Origin of the sequence: Methanobrevibacter sp., assembly GCF_045126245.1 — an archaeon.
Taxonomy (GTDB): domain Archaea; phylum Methanobacteriota; class Methanobacteria; order Methanobacteriales; family Methanobacteriaceae; genus Methanocatella.
Genome location: NZ_JBGVOG010000083.1, coordinates 1 through 14231 on the forward strand (window position 1 = coordinate 1; position 14231 = coordinate 14231).

17 protein-coding genes and 2 tRNA genes are annotated in these 14231 nt (G+C 35.4%); 11 read left to right on the forward strand and 8 right to left on the reverse strand.

The genetic code is table 11. The features are described from left to right. The 3 genes from ACJMLZ_RS06415 to ACJMLZ_RS06425 form a co-directional block, all read right to left on the reverse strand. Positions 1-686: ATP-binding protein (locus tag ACJMLZ_RS06415; protein ID WP_405304675.1), on the reverse strand; the 686-nt coding region annotated here is incomplete at its 3' end. Between the two features lie 10 nt (positions 687-696). Further along, positions 697-1851 (reverse strand): vWA domain-containing protein, encoded by a 1155-nt coding sequence (locus ACJMLZ_RS06420; protein ID WP_405304677.1) that lies wholly within the window; start codon positions 1849-1851, stop codon positions 697-699. 1 nt (position 1852) lies between these two features. Then, entirely contained in the window at positions 1853-2707 is an 855-nt protein-coding gene (locus ACJMLZ_RS06425) for an AAA family ATPase (protein WP_405304679.1), read from the reverse strand. 129 nt (positions 2708-2836) lie between these two features. Between ACJMLZ_RS06425 and ACJMLZ_RS06430 the strand changes: the two genes are divergently transcribed. After that, positions 2837-3208 (forward strand): hypothetical protein, encoded by a 372-nt coding sequence (locus ACJMLZ_RS06430; RefSeq protein ID WP_405304681.1) that lies wholly within the window; start codon positions 2837-2839, stop codon positions 3206-3208. Positions 3209-3225: 17 nt separating this feature from the next. On the opposite strand, the gene ACJMLZ_RS06435 is transcribed toward ACJMLZ_RS06430, so the two are convergent. Further along, on the reverse strand, positions 3226-4830 hold the full coding sequence (locus ACJMLZ_RS06435; RefSeq protein WP_405304683.1) for a dihydropteroate synthase-like protein: 1605 nt from the start codon (positions 4828-4830) through the stop codon (positions 3226-3228). Positions 4831-5102: 272 nt separating this feature from the next. Here ACJMLZ_RS06435 and ACJMLZ_RS06440 point away from each other — a divergent pair, with 272 nt between their 5' ends. The 7 genes from ACJMLZ_RS06440 (at position 5103) to ACJMLZ_RS06470 (ending at position 9687) form a co-directional block, all read left to right on the forward strand. Then, positions 5103-5624, forward strand: coding sequence for a pyruvate ferredoxin oxidoreductase subunit gamma (locus tag ACJMLZ_RS06440; protein WP_405304685.1), 522 nt, complete (start codon positions 5103-5105; stop codon positions 5622-5624). A gap of 11 nt (positions 5625-5635) precedes the next feature. Next, positions 5636-5878 carry a pyruvate synthase subunit PorD gene (gene porD / locus ACJMLZ_RS06445; protein ID WP_292818734.1) on the forward strand — a complete coding sequence of 81 codons (243 nt, stop codon included), beginning with the start codon at positions 5636-5638 and terminating at the stop codon, positions 5876-5878. 13 nt (positions 5879-5891) lie between these two features. Beyond that, the gene (gene porA, locus ACJMLZ_RS06450; RefSeq protein ID WP_405304687.1) at positions 5892-7037 is read left to right on the forward strand and encodes a pyruvate synthase subunit PorA; all 1146 of its coding nucleotides are present in this window, start codon (positions 5892-5894) and stop codon (positions 7035-7037) included. A 2-nt stretch (positions 7038-7039) separates the two neighbouring features. Next, positions 7040-7909: a pyruvate synthase subunit PorB gene (gene porB, locus ACJMLZ_RS06455; protein WP_405304688.1), complete on the forward strand. Its 870-nt coding sequence runs from the start codon at positions 7040-7042 to the stop codon at positions 7907-7909. Positions 7910-7919: 10 nt separating this feature from the next. Next, complete coding sequence (locus tag ACJMLZ_RS06460; protein WP_405304690.1) at positions 7920-8420, forward strand: 4Fe-4S dicluster domain-containing protein; 501 nt, start codon at positions 7920-7922, stop codon at positions 8418-8420. Positions 8421-8429: 9 nt separating this feature from the next. Beyond that, entirely contained in the window at positions 8430-8672 is a 243-nt protein-coding gene (locus ACJMLZ_RS06465) for a 4Fe-4S binding protein (protein ID WP_405304692.1), read from the forward strand. 172 nt (positions 8673-8844) lie between these two features. Beyond that, positions 8845-9687 (forward strand): fumarate hydratase, encoded by an 843-nt coding sequence (locus ACJMLZ_RS06470; protein WP_405304694.1) that lies wholly within the window; start codon positions 8845-8847, stop codon positions 9685-9687. 40 nt (positions 9688-9727) lie between these two features. Here ACJMLZ_RS06470 and ACJMLZ_RS06475 read toward each other — a convergent pair whose 3' ends face one another. The 4 genes from ACJMLZ_RS06475 to ACJMLZ_RS06490 all read right to left on the reverse strand — a co-directional run bounded on the left by ACJMLZ_RS06475 (position 9728) and on the right by ACJMLZ_RS06490 (position 11806). Then, complete coding sequence (locus tag ACJMLZ_RS06475; RefSeq protein ID WP_405304696.1) at positions 9728-10612, reverse strand: PhoU domain-containing protein; 885 nt, start codon at positions 10610-10612, stop codon at positions 9728-9730. A gap of 9 nt (positions 10613-10621) precedes the next feature. After that, positions 10622-11497, reverse strand: a complete 876-nt coding sequence (locus ACJMLZ_RS06480) for a hypothetical protein (RefSeq protein WP_405304698.1) — start codon at positions 11495-11497, stop codon at positions 10622-10624. A gap of 114 nt (positions 11498-11611) precedes the next feature. Further along, a tRNA-Thr gene (locus ACJMLZ_RS06485) sits at positions 11612-11684 on the reverse strand. 39 nt (positions 11685-11723) lie between these two features. Continuing rightward, positions 11724-11806, reverse strand: a tRNA-Leu gene (locus ACJMLZ_RS06490). A 153-nt stretch (positions 11807-11959) separates the two neighbouring features. Between ACJMLZ_RS06490 and ACJMLZ_RS06495 the strand changes: the two genes are divergently transcribed. Genes ACJMLZ_RS06495 through ACJMLZ_RS06505 form a run of 3 tightly spaced genes read left to right on the forward strand, consistent with a single transcriptional unit; the run spans position 11960 to position 14186 of the window. Next, on the forward strand, positions 11960-12127 hold the full coding sequence (locus ACJMLZ_RS06495; RefSeq protein WP_405304700.1) for a 4Fe-4S dicluster domain-containing protein: 168 nt from the start codon (positions 11960-11962) through the stop codon (positions 12125-12127). A gap of 40 nt (positions 12128-12167) precedes the next feature. Continuing rightward, complete coding sequence (locus ACJMLZ_RS06500) at positions 12168-12896, forward strand: adhesin (protein WP_405304702.1); 729 nt, start codon at positions 12168-12170, stop codon at positions 12894-12896. A gap of 12 nt (positions 12897-12908) precedes the next feature. After that, a complete protein-coding gene (locus ACJMLZ_RS06505; RefSeq protein WP_405304704.1) occupies positions 12909-14186 on the forward strand; it encodes an oligosaccharide repeat unit polymerase family protein in 1278 nt (425 codons plus the stop codon). Positions 14187-14231: the final 45 nt, after the last annotated feature.

A 14231-nucleotide genomic window follows, 5' to 3' on the forward strand; every position in this document is an offset into this window, starting at 1 on the left:
CAGCTGTCAAAGTGTACTTCAAGGTCTTTTGCAACAACATACACTCCAATTTCACGTTCCGGAATTTCACGAAGAGGCTTGATTTTGACTGTGAATTCTTCAGCCTCGGATTCGGTTTTTGCTCCCAATTTAGTCAAATTATCGGTATTTCCTTCAAGATAATTCATCATTATTGCCTGGACTTCATCATCCAAATTGTGTCCGGTAGCTATTTTTGTGGCCCCCATCTCTCGGGCAGCCTTATTGATGATTGTTCTTCTAAACACACCGCAGTATGTACAGGACCCCTTATGGTTTTCCCTTTGCATTATCTCATCCAAGGTTATGCCGTATTCATCTTTAAGGGACACGACTTTATGTTCAATGCCCAATCTTTGAGCATGCCTTACTGCAATATCGACACCGTCCTGGCGGTAATTGTCAATGCCCTCATCAACAGTGACGGCACATAAATCAATGACATTCATTTCACGAAAACTGTTTAAAATTTCCAAGGTAGTTACACTGTCTTTTCCACCTGAAAGAGCCACCAAAACCTTGTCACCCTTATCCAACAATTTTTCTTTTCGAACAGTTTTAATGACCTTTTTTTCTATGGATTCAATGAAACAATCCTTACATAACAACTGACCGGATTGCTGTCTTTTAATAATGACTTTAGGATTTCCACATTTACTGCATTTCATATTTTTCCACCTACATCTGCTCTACAAAATGGGCTAATTGGTTTAAGGTGTTCACTTCAAATACATGGGCGCCGGCCTCTTCATACAATGATACGCAACTGTCTACGACATCCCATTTATTCCTGTCTTCAGGATTTAAAATTACAAGCTTTTTACAGTCCCTTACCATCTCTTCAACTACTTCAACACTGGCAGGAATCCCATTTACTTTCGGACCTGCCCAGTCCCTGCAGTCGGATAAAATGATTATATAAGATTTATTGTTAATGTTGGCCATGTCCTGGAATTTTGTGAATGCCGAATACATGTCTGAAGTTCCATGAACCATCATGTTTTTGACTCTTAAATCCTTAACCTTTACAAATGAATCAATCAGATATTCCTCTTTTAATGCATTTGTAGTTTCTATGACTTTATTGTCAAATTCAAAGGTTCTTGATTTTTTAAAGGCGGTCTGGGCTGAAAACATCAACATGAAAAACCAGCTGCTGATCCATTCACATGACCCGCTTATGTCATTCAAGAATAAATGTTCGTTTTTATGAGGTCTTGGCTTTGCCTTGACCAGTTCAACCGGCACACCCCCATATTTTAAATTGGCCCTTATTGTTCTTCTCATGTCAATTTTATTGGAGGTTGTTTTGACTTTTCTTCTTGAACGCTTATTTGCAATCCTTTTACCCAGTCTCTGGCAGATCTCAAGCATTCTAGGGTCAAATCTGTTAAGGGTGGTTAAGTCTTTGTTCATCAGTTCCCCATCTCTTTCAAGCCTTTTAACTTCATCCAGGAGAGGCTGACCAGACAACATCTTTAACTTTTCATTGTTAATCTTTTCCTTTTGGATTTTGCCATATGCATTATTATTCTTTTTGATTACATATTTGTTGGATTTGGGTCCTCTGCCCCTGTATGCGGTTCCGCGCTGGTCTTCTTTTGCAACTTCCTTTTCAACTTCCTTTTTGAAAACCTCTTCAAAAATCTTATTGAATTTAGGAATATCATATCTGTCCTTAACATAAATGGCCATGAGAGCTGTTTTTAAAAGCTGCCTGTCAGCTTCGCCAAAATCCATGTAAACCTGAGTGGCAGATTGCGTGCTTCTAATGCTGACTGGAAGCCCGCTCTTTCTAAGTTGAGCCGATAAAGTAGCAATTTTATTAATCATTTTATCTTTTATCTAAAATATCCTTGATGACCCTTTTTTTGTCACTTTCCGTTTTGATGACAACGCCTATACTGTCTTTTAAAGATTTATCCAAGTCCCTAGTGCCTAAATTTGAAACTGACCTGACCCAATCAACAGTTCCTCTTACTGAAGGTTTTTTCATCAAGTTAAGGTTACGTATGCTGTGAACAAGTTTAACAACTGTCGAAACTGTTTCGTCATCTGCTTCAGGGATTTTGGACTTGACAATTTCGATTTCCCTTTCAACTGTAGGGTATGGAATATATAAGAATAAACATCTGTCTTTAGTTTCATCAAGCAATGACCTCTGAGAATTGGAAGTCAATATCACAATCAAGTTATTTTTAAGTTGAAATGTTCCCAGATCGTTTATTGTTATTTCCTGTTCACCCAATGCCTGAAGCAAAAAGCTTTCAACTTCTTCATCGGCCTTGTCAATTTCATCAATCAGCAATACGGAATCATTATCATTTAAGAACGCATTGAGCAATGGCCTTCTGATAAAATATTCTTCATCAAAAATCTTCTCTTCGCTGTTTAACTCATTTTTTGCTGCTTCCAAATGCAGCAATTGCTTTTGGTAATTCCACTCTCCAACAATCTGTTCAAAAGTGATTCCCTCATAACACTGAATCCTGAAAAAGTCCCTTTCAAAGGTCTTTGCAACTACTTTTGCCAATTCTGTTTTTCCAACACCCGGAGGCCCTTCAATAAGCATCGGTTTACCTAAAAGTAAAGACAAATATAATGTTGTTGAAATTTCAGTATTAGGAACATATTCCGCACTTAAAAGAAGTTTATCAATATCTTTAATTGTAATATTTTCAACTTGCACAATGAAACCTTCATATAATTTTATTATAAATAAAATTTAATTATGAATAAATATAAACTTTATGTAAGTATAATCTTTATTAAACAAATGCACCATATATTATATTAGGTTAAAAATTGGAGGTTAAATATGGAAAGAGAAAATGCCCTCATAATTGCGCTGGCCATACTTGTTGTTATTACTGCATGTGTAGCGGTATATGTCACAGGTAACGGAATTAAATTTGAAGGTGAAAGTGCTATGAGCAATTTTACACCAAATAAGACTGCAGATAACACTACAAATGTTTCATCATCTTCAACTCAAAGCAGTACTACCACATCATCCTCATCAAGTTCAAGCAGCGGAAGTTCACAAAGCTCCGGCGGAGGCAGTTATACTCCAGATAGCGGTGGCGTTACCCCTGATGAAGGTGGTCAAGACGCCCCTGATGAAGGTGGAGATGGTGGAGGTGGCGTTACTCCCGATGGTGGAGAAAACCAACCTACAAGTAGCGGTTAATCCGCTTCTTGAAAAAACTAATTTTTAAACTCATCAGGATTTTTGAATAATTCAAAATCCTGAACATATTCTTTTCCCGTAATCATAGCTATTTCTGCTTTTTGAAGTTCAGAACCCAAATAGGCAGCATGTTCCATTCTGGTGACAAGTTCTTTTTCAATTATCTCTTCATAAATCTCTTTTGCAGAATTTCCAACAATGACCAGGTCCGCCTTGTTCTTTTTAAAATGAGTTGCAATAATCTGACTGTCCTTAACAGTTGTTCCATAATCAATGCTTATTTTGAAGCTACCTGCATTATCCCTGACAAATTTCAGCGGTTTGGATTGCCTCACTTCAGGAATTCCATCACGTTCATTTAAAATAATGTCATTTCGTTTGTGCTTATCCTTAAATACAACCATGTTTATTCCCAAATCTTTCGGAATGGATTTTCTATGTTTAGCGAGAAACATCATTTTGGATGCGGTGGCCAATTCATAGACACTGCCTCTTGTTTTTCCACTTTCTTCAGGTGTGAACAATATGCTCACTCCCAATTCCATACCTATTCCCGCAAGAAGCACATTGACACCGCCGGAATCGGCATCCATAAGTTCCGTTACATTTCCAACTCCAAAAAACATCGGTGCATTGTTGGTTTTGTGGAATTCATGGCATGCTATAATAGACTCGACAATGCTTGAACTGTTCACAGGATCCAAAATCAAATCTGCAACATATCTTAATCCTTCAGTATCTTTAATTAATTGATGCATGGACTCCACTCGCTCAAGAGGAGTTTTCGGTGAAATGCCCTGTGAAAAATTAGTCGGAAGCAATACCGCAGGAATATCCTTTTCCTTCAAGATTTCCTGAACTTCAGAATTATTACCCAAATCAAGACTCAAAACAAAATCTATTCCACTTTCGGCAGCAGCCCTAATCTCTTTAGGATTTAATGTATCTATACTTAACGGCCTGTCTCCAACAATCGGCCTTAATGTTTCAATCAGCTCAGGTATCTTATCTGAAAAATCCTCTCCAGCAGCCATTCCTATATCTATCATGTCCGCACCGGAATCAACAAAATACTGGCATTTGTTAATTAGTGCCTCTTTGGATAAAAATGGAGCATTAGCTATTTCGGAAAGCACCCTCATTGGAAAATCCTCACCGACAGGAAGTTTACCAATCATAATATTGTTCGGCTTTTCAAGAAGCTTTTTGATATTTTCCTTATCGTTTTCAAACTCTTCAATGAATTTGAATGCTTCCTTTCTTTTTTCCTCTTCAATTAACTTATCTGCAGGCTTATCTTCAGATAAGGTGATATTGTCCAAAAGATTTAAAACCATTGCCAAATCCGCACCATCAGTAGAACCCTTAAATGTTGGTATGCCCAGTTCCTTCGTTATTTCCCTAGTTCCTTTTTTAATCAATCCCGGAACCAATATCATGTCGATTTCATCCAACTGATTTGAAAAATGAGTTTTAACTTCCTTAATTATTAGTCTTGGAGTTAAAAATGCAGCCACCTGGGTATTTCCTGCAATATGAACAATGATATCCTGATTTGAATTTGAAACGACTTCCTTAATTAATGGATATGCCAATTCACCTGTGATTATTAAAACTTTCATATTAACTCCTCAACATTACTAATTATATTTTATATATTTATTATAATAAACTCTTTGAAAAATACATTATCCAACAATAACAAAATATGTTAAAAAAATTATAGAAATTTTTACAAAGTATAAAAAAGATATAATCAGATTTATTAAAAATTTAAACAATAAACTAATAATCTATTGAAATAAAATTAAACAGTATTAAAAAAATTACATAAAATTTATATATTTTGGAATTTATAATGATTATACATGATAAATATATGGAGGAAAAATTAATGATTGAAATTCGTTTTCATGGAAGAGGCGGACAAGGTGCTGTAACTGCTGCTGAAATTCTAGCTAAGGCAGCATTCAAAGATGGTAAATATTCTCAAGCTTTTCCATTCTTTGGAGTAGAACGTAGAGGCGCTCCCGTAATGGCTTTCACAAGAATTGATGACAAACCAATCGATTTAAGATATCAAGTATATAATCCGGACTACGTATTAGTTTTAGATGACGGATTATTGAATGTAGTAGATGTGTTTTCAGGAATTAAAGACAATACTGAAGTGACAATCAACACTGAAAGTTTCGAAGGTAGCGGAGAACATGAAGTGTACAGTATTGATGCAACTGGAATTGCATTAGACATGTTAGGTCGTAATATTGTAAATACTATTATTTTAGGGTATTTTGCTAAGAAAACCCAAGCAGTAAGTATTGATTCACTTCTCGAAGTGATTAAGGAAACATTCCCTGGAAAAGTTGGAGAGCTAAATGTAGAAGCTACTAAAAAAGCTTATGAAATGGGATAAGGGTGATTTTTATGGTAAGTATAGGATGTGTAATTAAAAACCCCGGTAATAGTAGAAATAATAAAACTGGAAGTTGGAGAACATTTAAACCGATCTTAGACAAAGAAAAATGTATTGATTGCGACAATTGTATTCTCTTCTGTCCAGACGGCAGTGTAAACAAACAACATGATATTGATTACGATTACTGTAAAGGATGCGGAATTTGTGCAAACGAATGTCCTTCCGATGCAATCGAAATGGTAAAAGAATAAAGAGAGTGATGACATGGTAAAAGAAGTAATGACATCAAATAAAGCAGTCGCAGAAGCTGTTAGATTAGCTAAACCACAAGTTATTCCTGTTTATCCGATTACTCCTCAAACTACAATTTCAGAATACTTAGCACAATATGTTGCTGATGAAAAAATTGATGCTAAATACGTCAAAGTAGAATCTGAACACAGTGCAATAAGTGCCGCTGTTGGAGCTAGCGGTGCTGGAGTAAGAGTATTTACAGCAACATCCTCACAAGGATTAATGTTAATGCACGAAATTTTATATGCTGCAGCAGGTATGAGAGTGCCTATCGTATTGGCAGATGCGAACAGGGCAATTTCTGCACCATTAAACATTTGGAATGACCAACAAGACTCCATTGCACAAAGGGATGCTGGATGGTTACAAATTTATGTTGAAAATGCTCAAGAAGCATTGGACACTACATTAATGGCATACAAAGTTTCAGAAAATCCTAGTGTATTGCTTCCATCAATGGTATGTTTAGACGGATTTATTTTAACACACACAGTGGAACCTGTTGAAATTCCAGACCAGGAAAGTGTAGATAAGTTCTTACCTCCATATGTTCCGGAACATGCTTTCCTTGATCCAAAACAACCAATGTCCATTGGTAACTTTGCTGATCCTAACTATTATACTGAAGCAAGACATGACATGGAAGTTGCAATGACCAACTCACTCGAAGTAATCCAAAAAACCTGCGATGAATTTGCAGAAATCTTCGGCAGAGAATATGGGCTTGTCGAAGAATACAAAACAGAAGATGCTGAAATAATATTTGTTGCAATGGGTTCACTTTGCAGTACACTCAGAGTAATGGTTGACCAATTAAGAGAACAAGGCGAAAAAGTAGGATTGCTTAAAATCAGAGCATACAGACCATTCCCTGTTGAAGCGATTGAGAAAGCAGTGGCAAACTGTGAAAAAATTGCTGTTATTGACAAAAACTTTTCATTTGGAATTGGTGGAGCACTTTATGCAGACATGAAAGTTAAAATCGATAAGGAGATTTATGGATTTGTTGCAGGTCTTGGTGGAAGAGACATTACACCAGAAGCAATACTTGAAGCATATGAAAAAACAAAAGTGCCAGAACAAGATGTCACATGGATTGGACTTAAGGAGGAATAGATATGGTAGATATACCTGATAAAGATTTATTAGCACCTGGACACAGAGGCTGTGCAGGTTGTGGAGCATCCATTGCTGTAAAATTAGCTCTTAATGCTTTAGGCGAGAACACTGTAGCTATTTCTGCTACCGGTTGTCTTGAAGTTATGACTACACCATACCCAGAATCTTCATGGGAAGTTCCATTTATACACGTTGCTTTTGAAAACTCAGGAGCTGTAGCATCTGGTGTAGAAAGCGCATTAAGAATTCAAGGAAAAGATGATGTAAACGTAGTTGCTTTCGGTGGTGACGGAGGAACTGTGGATATTGGTCTGCAATCCTTATCCGGAGCTATGGAAAGAGGACACAACATGCTTTATATCTGTTACGATAATGAGGCATACATGAATACAGGTATCCAAAGAAGTGGAGCAACACCATATGGTGCAAGTACCACAACTTCACCAAAAGGAAGCGCAAGCTTCGGAGAAGACAAACCTAAGAAAAACATGCCTATGATTATGGCGGCACACGGAATACCTTATGTGGCTACAGCATCAATCGCATATCCTGAAGATTATGTTAACAAAGTCAAAAAGGCTGCAGAAACCAAAGGTCCTGCATATATCCACTTACAGCAACCATGTACCACCGGTTGGGGATACCCATCAGAAAAAACTATTGAAATGGGCAGACTGGCTGTTGAAACTGGATCATGGATTTTATATGAAATTGTTGATGGTAAGTTTGAAATTACTTACAGGCCTGAAGAAAGAAAACCTGTAAAAGAATACTTAGCACCACAAAAAAGATTCAAACACTTGGATGAAGAACACGTTGAAAAAATCCAAAAATATGTCGATGCAGAGTGTAAAGAACTAGGTTTATAGGAGGAAGACAATGGAAAGTATTGTTGTAAATAGCAATTTATGCGATGGATGTCTTAATTGTTCAAATATGTGCGCATCAATCCATAATGCTAGCAGAATAAAAATTATAGAATATGATTCTTCCTTTTATTCCATTGTTTGCCAACATTGTGAAAGTGCACCTTGTATAAAAATCTGCCCAACTGAAGCAATTACTGATGAAAAAGTAGATACTGAAAAATGTATCGGTTGCGGATTATGTGTAATGGTTTGTCCATTTGGTGCAATGACTTTCCAATCAAAAGTTGCTGAAAAATGTGACCTCTGTGCTGACAGAGAAGAAGGACCTGCATGTATCAAAGCATGTACCAAAAGAGCTATTACCGTTGCTGATCCTGAAAAAATCAGAGCCAAAAATCAGGAAAAATATTTGGCTAAGATGGCGGGATTATATGAACCGGATAGCGGCAAGGGCGGCTTTGTCCATGTGATTACAAGTCAAGCAAGAGCAAGACTTGTATTAGATGAATAATAAAGAATTATGTTTAAATCAGGAAATTGTACAGAATGTACAACCTGTGGAAGCTGTCAACAAACACCCAATGTTGACACTCCCCTTTTATTTTGTATGCATTGTCAACCATCAGATGCGCCATGCCTATCAATTTGTAAGCAAAATGCCTTTGAAGTTCTGGGCGGAGCCATAACTTTAAACAGTGAAAAATGCAACAAATGCCGAGACTGTGAAGAAGTCTGTCCAATAGGGATAATTAAAATAATCTGACTTTTTTAAGTGAAAAACATAATATTGAATTTTCAATTTAAAACCCTTATTTTTCAATTTCAAGCAATTATAAAAATCTAACATCAAAATAATAATATACGAAAATAATTAAAAAAATTTATATCTTTTTAAATCAAAAATAACATTAATTAATTGTTATAAGGTTTTTATTTTGATTACTGAAGATGTTATTAAGGATACTGTTTACGAATTATACAAAAAAGCAGCTATCGTTTTGGGAGATGATGTGAAAAAATCACTTGAAGATGCTCTTAAAATTGAGGAACATGAACTTGCAAGGTTGAATATTGAAGCTATATTGAAAAATATTGAACTTGCAGAAGAAAAGGGAATTCCTATGTGCCAGGATACTGGTCTTCCAGTGGTTTTTGTTAAATTAGGCAATGTCGAAGTTGAAAATTTACGCAAAGGCATTGAAGAGGGAATCAAAAAAGCAACAACAGACATTCCAATCAGACCGAATATCGTTGATCCGCTTACACGTGAAAATACAAACGTGAACGTGGGAGATTATATTCCTCCAATTGATATTGAGCTAATTGATGAAGATTACCTTGAAATTACAATTTTGCCGAAAGGATTCGGTTCAGAAAACAATAATGCTTTGAAAATGGCCCTTCCAGCCGAAGGAATCGACGGCATTAAAGAATTTGTCGTTGAATCAGTGCTAAAGGCAAAAGGAAAACCATGCCCTCCAACCGTGATTGGTGTCGGAATTGGTGGAACTTCCGATTTGTGCTTAAAATTAGGTAAAAAGGCGTTGCTTGGAAAAGTTGGCGAAAGAAATCCTGACCCGGAACTGGCTAAACTTGAAGAGGAAATTCTAAGCGAAATCAACAAGTCCGGAATTGGCCCAATGGGCTTGGGTGGAAAAACCACTGCCCTTGATGTGAAAATATTAAAAGCACATACCCACACCGCCGGCCTTCCAATAGGTGTCTGTGTCCAATGTTGGGCAGACAGGCATGCTACAACAAGAATTTATGACAATTAGATTGATTTGAATCAATCTTTTCTTTTTTTATTAAAAAAAATTATCTGAAAGCACGCGGAGTGGTTGGTCTTGGAATATTTTCATGAAATTCTATAGAAACATCCATAATTTCAACAGAAATGTCACCCATTCTTTCAAATGCCTTAATGACTCTAAACAGATAAATAAAATAATTGGAACGTTCTTTTTCATCAAAAGAGTTTTCCGCCATTTGTGTTGCGATTAAATTAATTGCTTTAGCTTGAAGAATATGGATCGAATCTTCCAATTCCATCAAATCTTCTTTCAGTTCAGTTTTACCCTCAATAAATGATTTCATGGATAAACGAATCATCTTTTGAGTAGTCTTGTACATCTTTCTTAGTTTTTTAAGGATGTTAGCATCAATCTCATAAACATCATTGATTACGAATTTTGCAATATGGCCACAGTAATCCCCAATCCTTTCCAGGTCATAAGCAACTTCGTTATATAGCATGGATTTTGAAAATTCAGAATGCTTATTAATGCTAACAATTGTTTCAACAGATGTCCTGACCTTTTCAACCATATTGTTGGTTGCGTAGTCCATTTCCAAGGCACGTTTTGCCTTTTCTTCATCAAATTCCAAAACTGCATTGAATGACTCTTCAAGTTGGGAGTGGACATGAGTGGCCATATTAATCAACATTTCATTGACTAAAATATCTCCGGAAGTGTCACCTGGAATTTCATAGTCGCTTAAAGATTGGGTGCTGCTTTCATAAGCTTTTAAATCAATCATATAAGACCTTTTAACAGTTCCATCTTTGACAAGAGGCTGCAAAAGTTGATTTACATATCTACGAGTAATTCCTAATTTTTCGGCAATCTCATCCTGAGTGGATGGATTCTCATAAAAAATAAAATCCAAAATATCCTTTAAAGTTTTATCCTTTTTACTCATAGTATCATCTTACTTTTTAAAATCATCAAGCAAATCATTAGATTCGAAGCGTATATTTTCACTGGATTCATTAATACCTGATTTTGGAGTGTCAAGAACATCATCAATTTTAGATTTGAACTTATGGGATGAATCCCCTGAATGACCTTTAGCATTATTTATATCCGGTTTAAATGTTCTTTTAGGCTTGCCTTTTCTAGCATTTTGCCTTTTAGTTCCGCCACCAGGTTTTTGATAATAAACCTTATGATTGAAAGTTTTATCATCATTTGAAATGATTTCAAGTCCATCATCTGATTTGTTGGTAGCCAATAAAATCCTAATGATTACAATCGCAAGCAATACCAATGCAAAAATGGCAATTTCAAAATCAAAATATATGAATGCACTGTCATATATGTCAGTGACAGAGTTTCCTAAATCGACAAAGCCTCTGGCTAAAAATATTAATCCCACAAATGCGATTATTCCACCTTGGATTTTATTTACATGATCCGGCTTTAAAACAAATGGATACGCACTCATAACAATCAATGCCAATCCTAAAATCCTATATAGATTATTGCTGGCTATATGTTGAAGTGAAAGATAAAACTTTAAAAAATTTGCCGGCAAAATTCCCTGCTCGGCCAATAGCGCGAAAACAAGCATCAGCTGAATGATGGCTATTACAATAAGTGGAAATACATATGCTACATCCCATTCAAAGTTACTTTTTTTAAATGATGCATTTGCTACAGGTTTTTCCAAAGCTTCTGAAAGAGTATTATAAAGAACGGATGAAATAACTGAACCAATCACAGTACCTGCAACTCCCAAAACGGATGTTAGAACTGCAACAAATGCAGATATAAATCCAACCAGTACAATCTTTTTATAATTCATATCTTATCCTCCGAAACCAACTATAACAAATCAAATATCTTTACTAAATATATCTTTTAAAGTATTTAAACTAATAGTCAATACTGAAAAATTTTAAAAAAAAACAGCGAAAAAAGCCTTAGGGGGGATTCGAACCCCCGACTTCCACCTTACCAAGGTGGCGCTCTACCGGCTGAGCCACTAAGGCATAATCAAGAATTAAAAAATGTTAAAAATCATAAAATAGTGCAAGGGAAGGGATTCGAACCCTCGAAGGCCTATGCCAAAGGATCTTAAGTCCTTCCCCTTTGGCCGCTCGGGCACCCTTGCATACAATATTGATATTTAGTAACATAGTATATAAATTTTACTATACTTATATGAAAATCAACATTTTGCGATTATTGACAAATATATAAATATTAAGATATTTAAATATTAGATATAATAAACTTTTTAAATCAACTTAAAATGGTGTAATAATTGCAGATTGATATGGAAGAATGTGGAATTTGTGAAGATTGTATCGATGTTTGTATGGAAGAAGCTATCTCAAAGAAAGCTTATACCGTTGTTATTGACAACACCAAATGCGATAATTGCGGTGAATGTGTTGATGTTTGCCCAGTAGGAGCCATTTACAAAGATTAATATGAAAAAATTTACAATCATTGATTATATAATAATAATTTTGGTAATATGTGCTGTTGCTTTTGCATTTATACATATTACTTCAGATGACTCATCCAAAATTCAAAAAACAGCATTTGATGCTTCAACAATTAATAAACTACCTGACACATATCTTAATTATTATAAAAACGGATATATTGTAAAAACTACCGTTGAGGGCGTCAATTCTACAAATGGCGAAGAAGTATCAATAAACGGTACCGTTAAGTGGATTGGAGATAATGGTGGGAACAACATTAAAATATTAGTTGATTCACATAACAACACCTATTTGGCCGGTTTATACAGAAACGTTCCTAATGCAGACATTTACATTGATAAAATTTCACTGGAAACCGATGGAAGCACATACGACAATCTGGTCGAAGTTACACTAAAACCAAAACAGATTACATCATTAGCGGATTTGACAAATAATCTAACAGGCAATTACGAGATTTCAACAATAATTTCACTAGATTCCCTTGATGCATTAAAAATACAGGAAATCACAAATATACTTAATGAAAATGGAAACCGATTAGGCATTAAAGCTTCAAATACCGATTTGGAAAATCAGATAAACCTTGAAAAAGCTGATGAAACCAGCATCAATTATGCCAATGATATTTTAGGAAACATTAATGGAGTAACCGGCGAAATTACTGTTAGGATTTATAACTGCAGCGATGACCAATTAAACCAAATTAAAGAAAATTTTGATGTCGTAAATATTAGAAAGTTCTAAGTTGTGTAATTTATGAGCATAATTTATTCCACTTTTACATCGATTACAAATAAAATAAGTGATGAATTTCACAGATCTTTTCTATTTACAACCATTTATTCAATTTTGGAATTCCTTGAAGATAACTGGGTCAACAGCTATTTTAAAAGATTATATCCTGGCGAAAACTTCTTGAATTTTTTAAACAACAATTCCATTTTAAAAAATCATCTTTTCAATCCACTGATTGTTATTTTTCTGTTTTCGATATTTTTACTCCTGTCCATCAATTCCCCATCACACAGTTTGGCAATCACATTGCTCATAGGATTTGTTGCTTTTTTTATAGGATCTGCAATACTTCCAAAATACTTCTTAAATAATAATGAGAAGATTGTGCAGTTCAAAAGGGATGACATCTATTCAATTGGATTTTGCCTTTTACTTGTAAGCATCGTATTTTTCTTCATAAGTATTGCTTCAGTTGGAGGAATACCTCTTTTAAGACCTTCAATTAGGTATTTGTTAAAACCAGCATTAACAATGCCTGTATTTTTAATAATCCCTGCGACATGCATGATTGCAAGTGTTTATCTAAAAGATTTCCAGGACAAAAACATTACCCGTTCACAGGCAAGATTCAGATTCGTCGTACTGCTTGTCATTGACTGTGCATTTTTATTACTTTTAGGCTATAGGACACCACTACTTGCGGCATTTCTCATCATAATTATCATAGGTTTCTATGGAAATATTGTTTCTCTGTGGGAAGTTGTAATTGGTGCTGCAATTGGTGTAGGTGCAATCATAGGAATTGGTTATTTTAGGTCACTTGGTGAGCTGACAATCACATCTTCAACCAGCCCCATATACACATTGCAGTCAAGAGCCGACTTTACATTGCATGTTCTAAACCTACTTGATTTCATCGCAGGCAATTTTGGTGTAACACATGGCCATCTACTAGCCAGCGCCATTCCTGGAAGTGACTTGGGACCTAGAATGATGGTTGGAAAACTCATAGCATGGAGAACCGAAGTTACAGTTACCCCAACACTAATCGGACAGATGGTTGCTGATTTCGGCAAAGTCGGTGTTGCATTTGGGATGTGTCTTTTAGGATTTATCCTAGGTATTGGATTTAAAATAATGAAAACTACTCAAAATTATTTCTATATTGGAATTTACTCCCTGATTTTAACATACACAATTTTAGGTATAGAAACAGGAATTTTGGATATTCAAGTTTTGCTATACTTTGCAATAGCTATTTTTATTTATTTAATCTGCATTGTAAAATCAAGAAATTGATGCTTTTTTTAACGTTTTTGTATTACTGAAAAGCAAGAATAATAC